This window comes from Pseudoalteromonas sp. DY56-GL22 (assembly GCF_041414715.1).
Taxonomy (GTDB): domain Bacteria; phylum Pseudomonadota; class Gammaproteobacteria; order Enterobacterales; family Alteromonadaceae; genus Pseudoalteromonas; species Pseudoalteromonas simplex.
Genome location: NZ_JANHZR010000008.1, coordinates 160,995 through 177,095, shown reverse-complemented (window position 1 = coordinate 177,095; position 16,101 = coordinate 160,995). Strand labels below are relative to the sequence as shown.

The window sequence follows — 16,101 nt, the reverse complement described above, 5'->3', positions numbered from 1 at the left end:
ATAGTTACATGTTTAATATAGTTAAAGTGTAGTGGCCTTTCTTAGACATAACTTTTCGCGCGAAATAAATTTTACGCCTACATTAAAGTATTGCACCCTAACAACAGATGAGCGCAATCGGCTGATAGCTCTCTATAGTGTTGGGTTTCGCTGCGCTCAAACCAACCTACCTTAAAGTTTTGTCCTACAAAAAAAGCGCAAGCAGTTTAACTGGTTGCGCTTTTTTATTTATTCGGTATACCAATGATTAGTGAAGGATACGTGCTCTGATAGTCCCTTCAACAGCACTTAGCTCTTTAAGAGCGACTTCTGATTGGTCTGTATCTACATCAATTACTACGTAACCAATTGATTCATCAGTTTGTAAGTACTGGGCTGCGATATTAATGCCGTGCTGTGCAAACGCTTGGTTAATTTGCGTTAGAACACCTGGGCGGTTATGGTGTACGTGTAATAAGCGGCTGCGGTTTGCAAGTTCAGGCAGTGATACTTCAGGGAAGTTAACCGCCGTAATGGTTGAACCATTATCTGAGTACTTAGCAAGTTTGCCCGCTACTTCAATACCGATATTTTCTTGTGCTTCTTGTGTTGAACCACCAATATGCGGAGTCAAAATCACGTTATCGAACTCGCGTAGCGGTGATACGAACTCTTCATCATTTGATTTTGGTTCTACAGGGAACACGTCGATTGCAGCGCCGCTCAGCTTTTTATCACGAAGTGATTCTGCTAGCGCATCGATATCAACAACAGTGCCGCGAGAAGCATTGATCAAGATGGCGCCTTGCTTCATTACTTCAAGCTCTGCCATACCAATTAGGTTCTTCGTTTGTGGTGTTTCTGGTACGTGTAAGCTAATAACGTCAGCACGTTGTAGTAACTGAGTTAGGTTATGAACTTGCGTTGCATTACCCAGTGTTAGCTTGTCTTCGATATCGTAAAACTCAACGTTCATGCCGATATTTTCAGCCATGATACCTAGCTGTGTACCAATGTGGCCGTAACCAATAATACCTAACGTTTTACCACGTGCTTCAAATGAACCGTTGGCTGATTTTAACCAACCACCGCGGTGTGCTAGGGCATTACGCTCTGGAATACCACGAAGTAATAATAAGATTTCACCAAGTACTAATTCTGCAACAGATCGGGTGTTTGAAAATGGTGCGTTAAATACTGCAATACCACGTTCACGAGCACCTTGCAGGTCGACTTGGTTAGTACCGATACAGAAGCAGCCGATTGCGACTAGCTTTTCAGCTGCTTCTAATACCGCTTCATTAATATGAGTGCGAGAACGAAGACCTACAAAGTGCACATCTTTAATGCGCTCAATGAGCTCGTCTTCAGGTAAGGATGTTTTTACGTAATCAATATTACTGTAGCCATTACGCTTAAGCGTTTCTACAGCACTTTGGTGCACGCCTTCCAGCAAGAGAATTTTAATTTTGTCTTTTGCTAACGATACCTTACTCATATCCTCATTCCTATTTACTTTATTTGCGGCCCGTTTTTGGTGCCGATAATGACTTTATCTGCACCGCGATGGGCAAATAAGCCGTTTGTTACTACACCAACAATCTGGTTGATTGTTAGTTCTAATTCTTTGGCGTTGCTGATATCTAAATTGTGCACGTCTAAAATGACGTTACCGTTATCTGTTACAACACCTTCACGGTAAACAGGGTCACCGCCTAGTTTTACTAGTTCACGCGCTACATAGCTGCGTGCCATTGGGATCACTTCAACCGGTAGTGGAAATGCGCCTAATGTTGTAACTTCTTTAGATTCATCAACAATACAAACAAATTGTTTTGCTACCGCTGAAACGATTTTCTCGCGTGTCAGGGCTGCACCACCGCCTTTGATCATCTCATTGTGTGGGTTGATTTCGTCTGCGCCATCAACATACACATCAAGGCTTGATACATCGTTTAGTTCGAATACTTCAATACCCAGTGCTTTTAACTTTTCAGTTGAAGCCTCAGAGCTTGAAACCGCACCAGTAATGGTGTCTTTTACTGTATCAAGTGCATCAATAAAGTGATTCACTGTAGAGCCTGTACCTACGCCAACAATGGTATTTTCATTTACAAACTCTAGGGCTGCCCAGGCAGCGGCTTTTTTTAATTCATCTTGCGTCATAATTATGTGCTCAGTTAGCTGTCAGAGAGGGCCTATAGTATACAAACAGTTTGCTTACCATTGGTAGATTTTCTCTGGGGTTATAATGTGTTTTAACGGTACATCCCACGATTCAATTGGCAATGCTGAAACATGCTGACATTGATGGGCAAGGCCTATCAAAATCGGTTTTTGCCAGTTTTCTTGGTAATACCGAGCCAACGTTTTGTCATAAAACCCACCGCCCATTCCTAAACGGTTACCTTGATCATCAAATGCCACTAATGGCATAAGTAAAATATCAAGCTTATCTAAAGGACATATTTGACTGCAATTTAACTTGGGCTCCAAGATACCATAGCGGTTTGCAGTCATGGGTGAATTTTCTTCATACCTCTGAAAGTATAAAGTAGTGCCATTGAAAGGGTGGATTATAGGCAGATATAAATGCTGCTCTTTCTTCCATAATTCTTTAATTAACAATGAGGTGTCTAATTCGCCATCATTGCTAAAATAAATGCCAATATGGGCATTTTTAGGTGTTTTTAGCGATTTTAAGTGTTGAGTAAAATTCACTTTTAGCGCAATTGCTGCATTTTTTTGTTGTTCAACAGTCAGTGAATTGCGCTTTTTTCGAATAGATTGTCTGATTTCTGCTCGTGTGTTGCTCATGTCAATATTAGTGTTAACTTTCTAAAAAGGAGAAAAGTTCAGGAAAAAGCTCCACTACACCCAAAATGATCAATAGCACAATGACCATGGCAATAAGCGAATAGAGTAGGGTGTTTGAGCGTTTTTTAACGGGCTCTGTTAATTCGTCTTCAAGTAGCAAGTCATCTTCTTGCCAGCTATCGTCACTATCAGCAACGCTGTTATTTTCAAGCTCAGGTAAACGTTGCTCTAAGTCATCAAGTTTTTCTTCTAGGCGAATAAGGCTACTGGTGATGTAATCGAGGGCATCAAAAATACGTTCTTCACGCTCTTTGGTCTGTGCATCTGTATTGCTTGATTGGTTGCTGGTGGCTGCTTGGTTTATCGGTTGGAGCTTGGCTTTAATGCCAACACTTGCGAGTAATTTTGCTTGTTTTAGTGCTTTATCTTGCTCGCTTGGTGCAAATAATGGCTTATGCTCAAACAGGGTTGCAACTTTGTCTGTTGTTGTTTTTAGTTTTGCAGCGAGTTGTTCTGTTGCTTGTGCTTGGTCGACACCGGCTTCGAGCCCTGCAAACATTACGCGAAATTTTTCTGCCATTTGCTGATTATCCAAATCCTTAAATCAATGACTTGAGTATATACCCAAAAAGATTAGTGGAAAAACAAAAGCCCGTATAAAACGGGCTTTTTCTATTATGGATTTGCAAATACGCTGTTTAGTATTTAGCTGCTTTGCCTTCGGCTGGTAGTGATTTCAGGATGAAATCACGTAAGTCGTTATTTGATGACTCTAAATCAGCATGACGTAAATACATCATGTGACCACTGCGGTAGCCTTTAAAGCTTAAGCGCTCTTTCATTTTGCCACTAGGATCTAACTGCCACATTGTGTATTTAGCATCAAAGTAGTTTGTTGCACCGTCGTAGTAGCCAGATTGAATCATCACGTTTAAGTATGGGTTTTGTGCCATTGCTAAACGTAAGTTTTCACCTGTGTTGTTGCCTGAGCGATCCCAAGGATGAACATTACCAAATAGGTTATATTTGATATCGGTTTTGTAGTTAAGCTCTTCACGTAGGTAATAGTTAATCGCTGGCGTGAATGAGTGTAACCATGAAGTAAGCTCAGCCCAGTAATCAGGTGACTCACCTGCATCACGTTTATCAATACCTAAATAGCGAGAATCTAAACGGCCTACAGTTTGGCCGCGCTCGCGCAATAGCTCTTTCCAGAAGAAGTTATTTGGGATATCAAGGTTATTTTGCTCAACAAACTTTTCAGATAAACCTGCGTATTTTGCCGCTTGCTTGATAATGGCACGCTTTTCATCAGCAGGTAAGAAACCACCTTTAGCAATTGCAGGTAAGAACTTATTCACGGTGAACTGTTCAACTTCAGGGAGTAACTCGTCTAAGTCTTTTGCTTGTAAGTCTGCGCTAAGTGCTTTGTGGTACCAAGAGGTTGCAGCAAAGTAAGGTAGGCGGTTAGCAGCTTCTACAGGACCTTCGCGCTTAATACCAATCTCAGTTGGTGATACTAAGATAACACCGTTGATGTACATCCATTGGCGATTTTGTAATTCGTGCGCAAGGCCAGATACACGAGTCGTACCATAGCTCTCACCAATTAAAAATTTAGGTGAGCGCCAGCGCTCGTTGCGAGAAACAAAGGTATTTAGCCACTCTGCTAAGTATTTGATGTCAGCGTTAACACCAAAGAACATTTTTTGTTGATCTGATTTACTTGGTAGCTCACCTTTTTCGTTTTCAAGAACACGTGAATAACCGGTGTTAACAGGGTTGATATAAACAATATCAGCCACGTCTAAAATTGAGTAAGGATTATCTTTTACGCCATAAGGTTGAACAGGGTAGCCTTCGTCATCAATTTTTAATACACGCGGTCCAGTATAGGCAAGGTGCATCCATACTGACGCAGAACCTGGGCCACCATTGAACGAAAAGACTAAAGGGCGTTTTGTTCTATCGTCTACTTTGTCGCGGGTATAATAAGTATATTGTAGCGTTGCAACCGCATCGCCTTGCTCATTCCAAACTGGTTGTGTCCCTGTGGTTGCGGTATATGAAAAGCGCTCACCATTAATGCGGGCTTTGTGTTCTGTCACCACTTTACTGTCAACGTCAATACGACGTCCATTATCAGCAAAGCTTGGAGTACTGAAGGCCAGTGTTAATGCTGTCACTGACAAGCCAATAAAACTAACAAGTTTCATGTTGATTCCTTATTATTCGAATTGCAGCTATTAAAAAGTAAAGCCAACTCGATGACAAACTAATGAGACTAGTCACCAATATTAGCTGTTAAATAAAAGAAGAAATGCAGGGTGAGTTACAAAAAAGTGCACTTTTTAGTAAAGATAGCTTGGTTAAATATTTAGCTAGATTAAAAAATGGCGTATATTGAGCAAGTTTATAAATGGTATACCCAAACCACCTCAAGATGCAGAATTCAGCGTTTCACAGGTGCTTAATATCAAGGCGTTACTTTGCAACAATAGCATCCCCTTTTAAAAAGTAACAACGATGAGAGTAAGTGCTTGTGAAACGCCCAACGGGTTGGTTTAAAAGCGATTTATACTGCGTTATTGATTTTAACAATAGAACCACTATTACTTGCAATCAATGCCTTGCCTAAATCGCTTTTAATTCCAACTGAAACTCGCACCTTGAGGTGGTTTGGGTATATACACGAGCTTAAGAAAGAGAAGTTGCAATGCAAAGAGTGTTAGTTGTAGAAGACAGTAAAGTAGTACAGCAAGTGTTACGGCATTTAGCAGCTCACTACCTTGATGTAGCTGTTGACTTTGCGTGGTCCTTAAAAGAGGGCGTAAACTATATCGCTAAGCATGACTACACATTAGCTTTGGTTGATTTAACATTACCTGATGCGATGAACGGCGAAGTGGCCAGATATACCCTCTCAAAAGATATTCCTACCGTGGTGCTAACATCTAAAATTGATGAATACATTCGTCAGCAAATGTTAGAACTAGGCGTGGTTGATTACGTAGTTAAAGACAACCGTGATTCATATCACTACGCGATTAAACTTGTTGCGCAATTGCTTAGAAATCATGGTTGTAAAGCGTTAGTGGCTGATGATTCGGTGTTAAGTCGTACTTTGATGAAGCAAATGCTTGAAAAGCAGCTTTTCAAAGTAAGTGATGCGCAAGATGGTGAGCAAGCACTACAAATGCTTAAAGACGACCCAGAAATTAAGTTATTGCTAACGGATTATGCGATGCCAACAATGGACGGCTTTGAGCTTGTTAAAGCGGTACGTAACTTTCGTGGCCGCGATGACCTAGCAATAATTGGCCTATCAGGTGCGGGTAAGCATGGTTTATCTGCGCGGTTCATAAAATATGGAGCTAATGACTTTTTAACTAAGCCATTTATGAACGAAGAGTTTCATTGCCGTGTGATGCAAACTATGGAGCAGTTGTCATTAATAGCCGATATAAAAGAAAGTGCATACCGCGATCATCTAACTGGTTTGCATAATCGACGTTATTTTTATCAATATGCTGAAAGAGTATTAAAAAATGTAGAGCAAGATAACGTGCTTGCCCTGCTTGATATCGACTTTTTTAAGAATATCAATGATCAGTTTGGTCACGAGGCGGGTGATCAGGCATTAAAGCAAGTAGCTTCATTTTTGAAAAGAAAGTTTGATGATTTTACAGTTGCTCGTATTGGTGGTGAAGAGTTCGCTGTAGTATTAAACAATATGGATCTCGAAAAGGCTCAGCCTAAGCTAAATACGTTTCGTGAACAGTTAGCTGAGCACGCCTTTTCAATTAATGGTGAACCTTACTCACTAACGATGAGTATTGGTATAACAAAATTCCATAAAGTATCCCTCACAGCTGCAATGCGCACCGCAGATAAAGCCCTTTATCAAGCCAAGCAGCAATCGCGAAATTGCTTAGTTCAACTATAGTTGTGTTAATTGCACCAGCGCAGGTTAATTGTTAAAAAAATGCACCATTAGGGTGCATTTTTTTTGTTCAAAAACGCAGTTTTGTTTTTAACTTATTGAAAGTGTTAGATAAAAAATAGTGGCATAAAGGTTGGATTGTATAAGTCAACAGGATAACAATAAGCGTCCGAAGGGGGCCACTATGAAAATGATTAGTGCAATAATAAAGCCATTCAAACTTGATGATGTGCGTGAAGCATTGGCTGATTTAGGCATTGAGGGGATGACAGTTGTCGACGTTAAAGGCTTTGGCCGTCAACGTGGTCATACTGAGCTATATCGTGGAGCTGAATACCAAGTCGATTTTATTCCAAAGATCAAACTTGAAATTGCAACTCGTAGCGAAAATTGTCAACGCGTTGTTGAAACCATCACAAAAATTGCTTCAACAGGCAAAATTGGTGACGGCAAAATTTTTGTTTACGACTTAGACCAAATCGTTCGTATCCGTACGGGCGAACTTGATGAAGAAGCAATTTAAGGGGGAATTATGGAAAACACTATCGTAGAGTTGAAGTTCTCACTCGACACTTTTTACTTTTTGATGTCGGGTGTTTTAGTAATGTGGATGGCGGCTGGTTTCGCTATGCTTGAAGCAGGTTTAGTTCGTGCAAAAAATACTACAGAAATTCTAACTAAAAACGTTGCACTATTTTCTATTGCTTGCACTATGTTTTTATTAGTGGGTTACAACATCATGTATGTTGATAACGCAGAAGGTGGTTTCATCCCTTCATTTGGCGCATTAATCGGCACGCAAGCTGCTGATGCTGATCACTCTTTAGAGTCTGATTTCTTCTTCCAAGTTGTGTTTGTAGCAACAGCTATGTCAATCGTATCTGGTGCGGTTGCTGAGCGTATGAAGTTATGGGCATTCTTAATTTTTACTGTTATTTTAACCGGTTTCATCTACCCAATCGAAGGTTACTGGACTTGGGGCGCGGGCTTTTTATCAGAAATGGGCTTTGTTGACTTCGCTGGTTCTGCAATCGTTCACGGTGCAGGTGCTGCGGCAGCGCTAGCAGGTGTGCTTTTCTTAGGTGCTCGTAAAGGTAAATACGGTAAAAATGGTGAAATCTACCCAATTCCTGGTTCTAACTTACCGTTAGCAACATTGGGTACATTAATTCTTTGGATGGGTTGGTTCGGCTTCAACGGTGGTTCGCAACTACTTGTTTCTGATGCTGAAAACGCAACAGCAGTTGGCAAAATCTTTTTAAACACTAACGCAGCAGCAGCGTGTGGCGCAATCGCAGCACTATTTGTATGTAAAGTGTTATGGGGTAAAGCTGACTTAACAATGGTTCTAAATGGTGCATTAGCAGGTCTGGTAACGATTACTGCTGAGCCAGCATCACCAACACCATTACTTGCTTGTTTACTTGGTCTATTAGGTGGCTCACTGGTTGTATTTAGCATCGTTGCACTTGATAAAGCGAAAATCGATGACCCTGTAGGTGCTATCTCTGTACACGGTGTGTGTGGTGCATTAGGTATTATGCTAGTGCCACTTTCAAACTCTGATGCAACCTTTGTTAACCAATTAATTGGCTTAGTATGTATCTTAGGATTTGTATTCATCGCGTCATCAATCGTATGGGCAATCCTGAAAAATACCATGGGTATCCGTGTTACCGAAGAAGAAGAACTAAACGGTATGGATCAACATGACTGTGGTATTGATGCTTACCCTGAGTTTGTTTCAGTTCGCAGTAACTAATCTTAGTGCGTGCAATAGCACGCACATAAAAATATCATTGTGTGTTCAAATCGAAGCTCTACTTAGGTAGGGCTTTTTTGCGTTTAAATAAGTCTTTTCTGATAGGCGAAATAGTCGTTTTTTGACTATGCTTTTAATTCTGAATTAATAAGGAAAAACGATGGATAACAAACTCTTGCTTATAATTATTTCGCTGTTTTTACCGCCTGTAGCGGTATTTTTAAAAGCGGGCGCAGGTAAAGACTTAGTAATTAACATTATCTTATGTTTTATCTTTTTTATACCTGCAGTGATCCACTCTCTTTGGTTGTGTACACGCTAGTCGAGTTTAAGTGACTGTTAATTTTACAGGTGTTAATATTGCGCTGTTTAGGGCTTAATCCTGTAAAATTAACTGACCAATAGCGAACTCAATGGCTGATAAAAAAACTCCTGCAAAAAAGTCGTCTAGCAAACCTAAAGCGGCATCAAAAAAAACTACTGCTAAGCGCTCACGCACACCTCAAGTGCCTGCTAAAACAAGTTTATTGAGAAAACTTTGGTCAATTTTTTGGAAGCTTTCACTCGCAGTAATAGTTGCCATGGTGCTGTATCTAATTTATTTAGATGCAAAAATCACTCGCCAATTTGAAGGCAATAAATGGCAGTTACCTGCACAAGTATATGCCCGCGCAATGAGCTTTTATCCCGGGCAGTATTTGTCTCAGCAAGAGGTTATTTGGGAGTTAAACCGTTTAAATTACTCATCTGTGAATAAACTAAGCCGTACAGGTCAGTATGTTAAATCAGCAAACAGTATTAAAGTGTACCGTCGCGAGTTTGAGTTTTATGATGGCCTTGAAGATGCACACGTTATTGAGCTGCGTTTTTCAGGGCAGAAATTAGCAACTATCAAAGATAAGTTTGGCCGCCGTTTAAACAATGCTCGATTAGAGCCGGTTCAAATAGCTCGCATTGGTAATGATTCAAAACAAGATCGCGAGTTTGTGCCGCTAGATAAATTTCCGCCGATGCTAAAAGATACCTTGCTGGTGGTTGAAGATCGCAATTTCTATCAACACCATGGTGTATCTGTGTGGTCAATTATGCGCGCTTTATACAGCAATATTAAAGCCGGACGTACAGTGCAAGGGGGCAGTACTTTAACCCAGCAATTAGCAAAGAATATATACCTTACCCGTGAGCGTTCACTGGTGCGTAAGTTTAATGAAGCGCTTATTGCCTTGATATTAGATTACCGCTACAGCAAAGATGAAATATTAGAAGCCTACCTGAATGAGGTGTATTTAGGTCAGTCTTATAATCAAGGCGTGCATGGTATGGGCCTTGCCGCTGAGTTTTATTTTTCAAAGCCTGTGGATGAGCTTGAATACGACCAAATTGCGCTTTTAGTGGCTATGGTGAAAGGTCCATCGTATTACAACCCACGTCGTTATAGTGAGCGCGCAATGGAGCGTCGCGATCTAGTATTGCGCTTAATGGTTGAAAATAGACTGATTGATACCCGTGAATATCGTGCGGCATTAAAACGTCCAATTGATATTGCACCAATGAAAGATAGTCTGCAAAAGTCGTATCCGGGTTACTTAGAATTAGTTAATCGAGAACTAAAGCGTTTATTACCTGATCAGCAAGTGTTAGATGCTGGGGTGCGTGTATTCACCTACTTTGACTTACAAAAGCAAACGGCCATGGAAGAGTCGGTTGAGGCAAGTCTTCCTTATCTAGAAAGACGCCCTAAAACACAAGAGCTTGAAGCGGCGATGATCTCTGTAAACGTTGAAAAGGGTGGGGTGTCGGCATTAGTTGCAGGTCGTGACGTACGTTATTTTGGTTTTAACCGTGTGCTTGATACCAAACGTAATATTGGCTCATTAGTTAAGCCAGCAGTTTATTTATCGGCATTTGAAAGTGGTCAGTTTAATGTTGCCACGTTGGTGGATGACTCACCGCTGCAAGTGACTAATGAGCAGGGTAAAGTGTGGCAACCTGAGAACTTCGACAAGCAGTTCCGCGGCCCTATGCCTCTTTATAAAGCATTTAGTAACAGTATTAATATCCCAGCCGTTAACACGGGTCTTGATGTTGGAGTTGATAAAGTCGCTGATACCTTGAAGCGTTTAGGTGTAGAAGGGCGTATTGATCAATATCCGTCGTTACTTTTAGGTGCACTTGAGCTTTCAAGTTTTGAAGTAGCGCAGATTTATACAACGCTTGCTGCTGATGGTCAGTACCGTGAATTAACGTCTATCTCAGCCCTTACAGACTCAGTAGGTAAAGTGCTTTACAAGCATGATGTCAGCTCACAAAAACGCTTTGATGATGCATCAATTTACATGACGAAATATGCAATGAAGCGCGTGACTAAAGATGGCACGGCTAAACGCCTAAATGCACATTTCCCATCAATTCAGCTTGCTGGTAAAACAGGCACTAGTAATGATTTACGCGATAGCTGGTTTGCTGGTTTTGATCAAAACACCGTTACTGTTGCATGGATTGGTCGCGACGATAACAAGAGCACGGGTCTGACAGGCAGTGTTGGCGCACTAGAGGCCTACATTCGCTACCTTAAACCACTCAACCCTGAAGCTATAGCAGATACTCGTCCGGCTTCTATTCGTTGGGCATTCATTAATGAAGAAACCGGCCTGCAAGCGCCTCCGGGTTGTGGCAAAGTGGTGCAACTCCCCATTCGTGCAAGCGAGTTTGAGCCTAGACCTAATTGTCAGCGCTAAACTTGGCCATTGAATCATTTAGCTCAACACACAGTTGAGCTAAATTTTGTACGCTATTCATTGCCATAAGTGCACTTTTCTCTGTGTCTCTGGCAAGTTCACTGACATCTTCAGCGTGGTGTAAAGCGTTTTGAATTGCAGTGCCTTGCTGACTGACTTGAACTGCTATTTGCTTTCCTTGCATGCCAATATCAGACATTGATGCTGCGACAGCTAATAAATTATTTTTAGTGTGCTCTGCACTTTGTGAACCTTGTTCCATCTTCTCTACGCTTGCTTGCATTCTATCTTGTGTTAGCTTTGTTGCGGATTGAAGTGAATTAATAATTTGGTGGATCTCATGAGTTTGTTGTTGAGTGCGTTTTGCAAGGGTTCTTACTTCATCTGCAACAACCGCAAAGCCTCGGCCTTGTTCACCAGCTCTAGCTGCTTCTATCGCAGCATTCAAAGCTAGTAGGTTGGTTTGCTCGGCAATTTCATTTATACCATTACTCACGCTACTAATCGCTTGGCTGTCTTTAGCAAGTAACTCTAAGGCAGCAAGACCCTCGTTGAACTCTTGTTGTAAATGACTCATGTGCGTGGCTAAATTTGCGCTTTCATCAGCACCTTTTTGTACCTTTTTGGCTGCAGATGAAGCTAAATCAACGGCTTGAGAGGCAGACACCTCGACATGTTCGGCAGCTTGGCTCATTTCTGATAAAGCTTGGCTAATAGTTGACACACTTTGTTGCTGAACTTGTACATCTTGACTGGTTTTTTCAGAGTGACTCGTCACTGTATCTGTGGTTGTTATTACACTGCTCGTAGTGTGCTTGACTTCATTTACCATCAAAGAAAATGATGCCAATACATGATTAAACTCTTTTCCTATTGAGGTTAACTCATCTTTACCTGTTAACTTTAAACGAGCAGAGATATTACCTTGCGCGGCACTGTTAGCGGTTTCTGAAAAAAGCTTCAGGGTATCAACTACTAAACGATAAAATCCAAGCATCAAGTAACTGGCTATTATTAAAGATAATAGAGCCGCAGCGATAACAAGGTACAAAATGAATTGTTCATTGTTTAGCTTATAACTAATGATACTCGTAAGGGCTGGCTCAGTGTCAGCAATGTACTCATCTATACTTTGGTTTAGATTCGCTTTAAGGCTCAAAAATTGTGCTTTGCTTAATTCTATCGTATCAGGCTCCAACAGCCTTTGGTTAACTTGTTGCGAGAACTGAGATATGTTTTCTAGTAATGTTTCAGCACTAGGAGATAGTTGCTCTTTTATTTTATTGTCTTGTTGGAAGGCGATGGATAACGCATCTTTAAATTGCCCAGATAACTCGGGTATCGCTTTAATTTGGTTTGATAAAGCAATAAAGCTTTCTGGCGTAAACTTACCTTGATTTAATACTTTTTCAGCACTTTGGTAGGTGCTATTAAGATGGTAAATCAAGTTAGGCAAATGGGTGACTAAAGTACGATTTAAATAGTTAATAGTGAGGTTTTGACTAACAGCTAATTGCGACTCAATTGATACTGTTTCAAGTATGTTTTCTTCACTCGATGCATTGTGAGCATAACCTAAAGTTTGGGCGGAATTCAGCATGGCTTGTTGCTTGTTATCGACAAGATACGATAACAGCAAGCGGTAACTATTGATGCCTTTGTATTGTTGTTTTGAAACTTGGATATTTTCATTTAACAGACTTATTAGAAAAAATAAGCTCAGACACAGAGGAAAAACTAATAAACTAAACAATAAAGTAATTTTATGTTTGTACTTAAGTTGTGCCATTAAATTAACAGCAGGAGTTATGAGTCTATTCACAGTTTTCTCGCTAAACAATACTAGTATAAAAAGAATAGACCGAAAAATAAGATATTTTCATTCAAATAAAAAAAGCCCTCACACTTTCATGTGAGGGCTTTTTCAAAATAATAGCTTTTTACAGCTTCGCGAATGCGCGCTCTGCGGCTGCAATGGTGTCGTTGATCTCTTTTTCAGAGTGTTCAGCGCACACAAAGCCTGCTTCAAATGCTGAAGGAGCTAGGTAAACACCTTCTTCTAGCATTAAGTGGAAGAACTTTTTGAAGCGTTCTAAATCACACTCAGTCGCTTGTTGGTAGCTAGTTACTTTTTCTTTATCAGTAAAGAAGAAGCCGTACATACCACCTGCGTAGTTTGTTGTAAGTGCAATACCTGCTTTTTTCGCAGCGGCTTCAAAGCCTTCACAAATTGCTTTGCTCTTTGCTTCAAGCTCATCGTGCAGGCCTTCAGCACTTAATAGCTCTAAAGATTTTAAGCCGGCTGCCATGGCAATTGGGTTACCTGATAATGTACCTGCTTGATAAACTGGGCCAACAGGTGCGATGTAATCCATGATTTCTTTCTTACCACCAAAAGCACCTACTGGCATACCGCCACCGATCACTTTACCTAAACAGGTTAGGTCTGGTTTGATGTTGTAGTAAGCTTGTGCGCCACCTAAAGCAACACGGAAACCTGTCATTACTTCATCAAAAATAAGCACAGATTTGTATTCATCACACACCTCACGCAGACCTTCTAAGAAGCCTGGTACAGGTGGAATACAGTTCATGTTGCCAGCAACTGGCTCAACGATGATACAAGCGATGTCGTCAGCATATTTTGCGAAAATTGCTTTTACTTCATCAAGGTTATTAAACGACACAGTTAATGTGTGCTTAGCAAAGTCTTCAGGAATACCTGGTGAGTTTGGTACACCCATAGTCAGTGCGCCTGAGCCTGCTTTTACTAGTAGTGAGTCTGCATGACCGTGGTAACAGCCTTCAAACTTTAAGATTTTGTCACGGCCAGTGAAACCACGTGCTAAGCGAATTGCACTCATTGTTGCCTCAGTACCTGAGCTTACCATACGTACTTTTTCGATTGATGGTACTAGCTCTTTTACTTTTTCGGCCATTAAGATTTCAGTTTCGGTTGGCGCACCATAGCTTAAGCCATTTTCTACGGCTTCTAATACCGCTTGCTTAATAGCTGGGTGGTTATGGCCCATGATCATGGGTCCCCATGAACCAACGTAATCGATATAACGGTTACCATCAGCATCAAAGGTAAAAGGGCCTTCAGCTTTAGTGATGAATAAAGGAGTACCGCCAACGCCATTGAAGGCACGAACTGGTGAGTTAACACCGCCTGGGATTGATTCTTGCGCGCGATTAAAAAGATCTTGGCTAATTGTCATGAATAGTCCTATTGGGTTGTCACGTTAAATGAGTTGGTTTGCGAGGGCTCAAAGAGCCCAAAACGAAGCAAGTTAGCTATTACGTTTACGGCTAAACCAAGGCACGTCGACTTCATATTGCTCAACTTTGTCGGCAACATCTAAGGTTAGAGCAAACAACGCCATGCGAATTAACACGCCATTTTGCACTTGGCGGAAAATTGCTAGGTTGTCGTTGCTATTTAAATCGTTATCTAGCTCGTTTGCCTCTAAACGGCTGTCACGAGGGAGTGGGTGCATCAATACTGAGTTTGGCTTACAGTGTGCGTTGTAAATTGCTTGGCTGATACGGAAACCACCACGGTATTTGTTAGCTTCTTCTTGAGAAGGGAAGCGCTCTTCTTGGATACGGGTTTGATAAACAATATCGGCGGCCAAGTTGCCTTCCATTTTATCTACTACTTGAATTTTATGACCTGCGTTATCTACAGCATCTAAAATGTAATCTGGCATTTGTAAGCCATCAGGTGCCACCATTGAGAACTTAACGTCTTTATAATGGCAAAGTAATTTAGATAAAGAGTGCACAGTACGGCCGTATTTTAAATCACCTACTAGGGCAATGTGCATACCGTCGATACTTTGGTTGAAACGACCTAGCTCACGCTCAATTGTTAGTAAGTCCAGTAGGGCTTGTGTTGGGTGCTCATTTGGGCCGTCACCGCCATTAATCACTGGCACGTCACACCCAGTGGCAAACTCAGCAACAGAGCCTGTGTCAGGGTGGCGCATTGCGACTGCATCTGCATACGCTGAGATAACGCGAGCGGTATCATATAACGATTCACCTTTTGCAAGCGCCGAGCTTTGCATACCCGTTGTTTCACGAACCAAACCACCTAGTAAGTTAAATGCTGTACCAAAACTTACGCGAGTACGCGTGCTTGGTTCAAAGAACAAGTTCGCTAAAATTGCGCCCTCTAAAACATTGGTGCGCTTTTGCTTTTTAGCATAAGGCTCCATTTTCTTAGCAACTGCAAAAATACGTTCAATACAATCTCGGTCAAGCTGATTGACCGACAGGATATTTTCACCTTGGAAACTTAGCATGGGGTTTGTTCCTAATCATATTTATAGGGCGCTGGCACTCGGTATGGGAGGCCGCATAAATTTGCGCAGTACTATAGCAAATTTTTAGCGATCACAGCAGCAAATTATAAGTTAGGTTTAATAATTGCCAGTGCCACTATAGCTAAAAGGATGAGTACCGGAACTTCATTAAAAATTCGATAAAAACGATCGCTACGAGTATTGCGATCATGCTTAAAGTCAGCCAGTAATTTAAAGCAATAGCCATGATAAATATAAAGGATAATTACTAACACCAGTTTGTAGTGCAGCCACATGCTGTATCTAAACCAGTCTCGACCATATTCAAAAATGGTCAGTACGCCAAACACCAATGTTAAAACGGCAAATGGCGTCACAAAAAACAGTAAGCGGCGTTCCATTACTTTCAGCATTGAGTTACAGGCTTTTTCTTCACTCATTGCGTGGTAAACAAAAAGACGTGGCAGGTAAAAAATACCGGCAAACCAAGCAATCATAAAAAATACGTGGAAGGTTTTATAAACTAATAGCGCAGTCATTTAAGCATCCATT

At 41.1% G+C, this 16,101-nt stretch carries 14 protein-coding genes; 5 read left to right on the top strand and 9 right to left on the bottom strand.

Features of this window, described 5'->3' with window-relative positions:
* Positions 1–247: 247 nt before the first annotated feature.
* The 5 genes from serA to NO991_RS17030 all read right to left on the bottom strand — a co-directional run bounded on the left by serA (position 248) and on the right by NO991_RS17030 (position 5,012).
* Positions 248–1,477, bottom strand: a complete 1,230-nt coding sequence (serA, locus tag NO991_RS17050) for a phosphoglycerate dehydrogenase (RefSeq protein ID WP_054554254.1) — start codon at positions 1,475–1,477, stop codon at positions 248–250.
* Positions 1,478–1,491: 14 nt separating this feature from the next.
* Entirely contained in the window at positions 1,492–2,145 is a 654-nt protein-coding gene (gene rpiA / locus NO991_RS17045) for a ribose-5-phosphate isomerase RpiA (protein ID WP_054554255.1), read from the bottom strand.
* Between the two features lie 54 nt (positions 2,146–2,199).
* The gene (locus tag NO991_RS17040) at positions 2,200–2,796 is read right to left on the bottom strand and encodes a 5-formyltetrahydrofolate cyclo-ligase (protein ID WP_209327590.1); all 597 of its coding nucleotides are present in this window, start codon (positions 2,794–2,796) and stop codon (positions 2,200–2,202) included.
* A gap of 13 nt (positions 2,797–2,809) precedes the next feature.
* Entirely contained in the window at positions 2,810–3,376 is a 567-nt protein-coding gene (locus NO991_RS17035) for a hypothetical protein (protein ID WP_054554257.1), read from the bottom strand.
* Between the two features lie 118 nt (positions 3,377–3,494).
* A complete protein-coding gene (locus NO991_RS17030; RefSeq protein WP_371352223.1) occupies positions 3,495–5,012 on the bottom strand; it encodes a S10 family peptidase in 1,518 nt (505 codons plus the stop codon).
* A gap of 500 nt (positions 5,013–5,512) precedes the next feature.
* Here NO991_RS17030 and NO991_RS17025 point away from each other — a divergent pair, with 500 nt between their 5' ends.
* The 5 genes from NO991_RS17025 to mrcB all read left to right on the top strand — a co-directional run bounded on the left by NO991_RS17025 (position 5,513) and on the right by mrcB (position 11,239).
* A complete protein-coding gene (locus NO991_RS17025; RefSeq protein ID WP_054554259.1) occupies positions 5,513–6,742 on the top strand; it encodes a diguanylate cyclase domain-containing protein in 1,230 nt (409 codons plus the stop codon).
* 181 nt (positions 6,743–6,923) lie between these two features.
* The gene (locus NO991_RS17020) at positions 6,924–7,262 is read left to right on the top strand and encodes a P-II family nitrogen regulator (protein WP_054554260.1); all 339 of its coding nucleotides are present in this window, start codon (positions 6,924–6,926) and stop codon (positions 7,260–7,262) included.
* A gap of 9 nt (positions 7,263–7,271) precedes the next feature.
* Entirely contained in the window at positions 7,272–8,501 is a 1,230-nt protein-coding gene (locus NO991_RS17015) for an ammonium transporter (protein WP_054554261.1), read from the top strand.
* 160 nt (positions 8,502–8,661) lie between these two features.
* Entirely contained in the window at positions 8,662–8,823 is a 162-nt protein-coding gene (locus tag NO991_RS17010; protein WP_082401591.1) for a YqaE/Pmp3 family membrane protein, read from the top strand.
* A gap of 91 nt (positions 8,824–8,914) precedes the next feature.
* Positions 8,915–11,239: a penicillin-binding protein 1B gene (mrcB, locus tag NO991_RS17005; RefSeq protein WP_300361569.1), complete on the top strand. Its 2,325-nt coding sequence runs from the start codon at positions 8,915–8,917 to the stop codon at positions 11,237–11,239.
* On the opposite strand, the gene NO991_RS17000 is transcribed toward mrcB, so the two are convergent.
* From NO991_RS17000 to NO991_RS16985, 4 genes are all read right to left on the bottom strand, one after another.
* Positions 11,223–13,061 carry a methyl-accepting chemotaxis protein gene (locus NO991_RS17000; RefSeq protein ID WP_371352222.1) on the bottom strand — a complete coding sequence of 613 codons (1,839 nt, stop codon included), beginning with the start codon at positions 13,059–13,061 and terminating at the stop codon, positions 11,223–11,225. The genes mrcB and NO991_RS17000 overlap by 17 nt on opposite strands.
* A 118-nt stretch (positions 13,062–13,179) precedes the next feature.
* Positions 13,180–14,460, bottom strand: a complete 1,281-nt coding sequence (gene hemL, locus NO991_RS16995; protein ID WP_217874812.1) for a glutamate-1-semialdehyde 2,1-aminomutase — start codon at positions 14,458–14,460, stop codon at positions 13,180–13,182.
* Positions 14,461–14,532: 72 nt separating this feature from the next.
* Positions 14,533–15,549 carry an aspartate carbamoyltransferase gene (locus NO991_RS16990; RefSeq protein WP_300418695.1) on the bottom strand — a complete coding sequence of 339 codons (1,017 nt, stop codon included), beginning with the start codon at positions 15,547–15,549 and terminating at the stop codon, positions 14,533–14,535.
* A 104-nt stretch (positions 15,550–15,653) separates the two neighbouring features.
* Positions 15,654–16,088 carry a CopD family protein gene (locus tag NO991_RS16985; RefSeq protein ID WP_054562318.1) on the bottom strand — a complete coding sequence of 145 codons (435 nt, stop codon included), beginning with the start codon at positions 16,086–16,088 and terminating at the stop codon, positions 15,654–15,656.
* Positions 16,089–16,101 lie beyond the last annotated feature (13 nt).

What these genes read in the sequence shown, in the direction of transcription:
- serA (WP_054554254.1), bottom strand. Translation starts at nt 1,477, where the DNA reads ATGAGTAAGGTATCGTTAGCAAAAGACAAAATTAAAATTCTCTTGCTG.
- rpiA (WP_054554255.1), bottom strand. Translation starts at nt 2,145, where the DNA reads ATGACGCAAGATGAATTAAAAAAAGCCGCTGCCTGGGCAGCCCTAGAG.
- NO991_RS17040 (WP_209327590.1), bottom strand. Translation starts at nt 2,796, where the DNA reads ATGAGCAACACACGAGCAGAAATCAGACAATCTATTCGAAAAAAGCGC.
- NO991_RS17035 (WP_054554257.1), bottom strand. Translation starts at nt 3,376, where the DNA reads ATGGCAGAAAAATTTCGCGTAATGTTTGCAGGGCTCGAAGCCGGTGTC.
- NO991_RS17030 (WP_371352223.1), bottom strand. Translation starts at nt 5,012, where the DNA reads ATGAAACTTGTTAGTTTTATTGGCTTGTCAGTGACAGCATTAACACTG.
- NO991_RS17025 (WP_054554259.1), top strand. Translation starts at nt 5,513, where the DNA reads ATGCAAAGAGTGTTAGTTGTAGAAGACAGTAAAGTAGTACAGCAAGTG.
- NO991_RS17020 (WP_054554260.1), top strand. Translation starts at nt 6,924, where the DNA reads ATGAAAATGATTAGTGCAATAATAAAGCCATTCAAACTTGATGATGTG.
- NO991_RS17015 (WP_054554261.1), top strand. Translation starts at nt 7,272, where the DNA reads ATGGAAAACACTATCGTAGAGTTGAAGTTCTCACTCGACACTTTTTAC.
- NO991_RS17010 (WP_082401591.1), top strand. Translation starts at nt 8,662, where the DNA reads ATGGATAACAAACTCTTGCTTATAATTATTTCGCTGTTTTTACCGCCT.
- mrcB (WP_300361569.1), top strand. Translation starts at nt 8,915, where the DNA reads ATGGCTGATAAAAAAACTCCTGCAAAAAAGTCGTCTAGCAAACCTAAA.
- hemL (WP_217874812.1), bottom strand. Translation starts at nt 14,460, where the DNA reads ATGACAATTAGCCAAGATCTTTTTAATCGCGCGCAAGAATCAATCCCA.
- NO991_RS16990 (WP_300418695.1), bottom strand. Translation starts at nt 15,549, where the DNA reads ATGCTAAGTTTCCAAGGTGAAAATATCCTGTCGGTCAATCAGCTTGAC.
- NO991_RS16985 (WP_054562318.1), bottom strand. Translation starts at nt 16,088, where the DNA reads ATGACTGCGCTATTAGTTTATAAAACCTTCCACGTATTTTTTATGATT.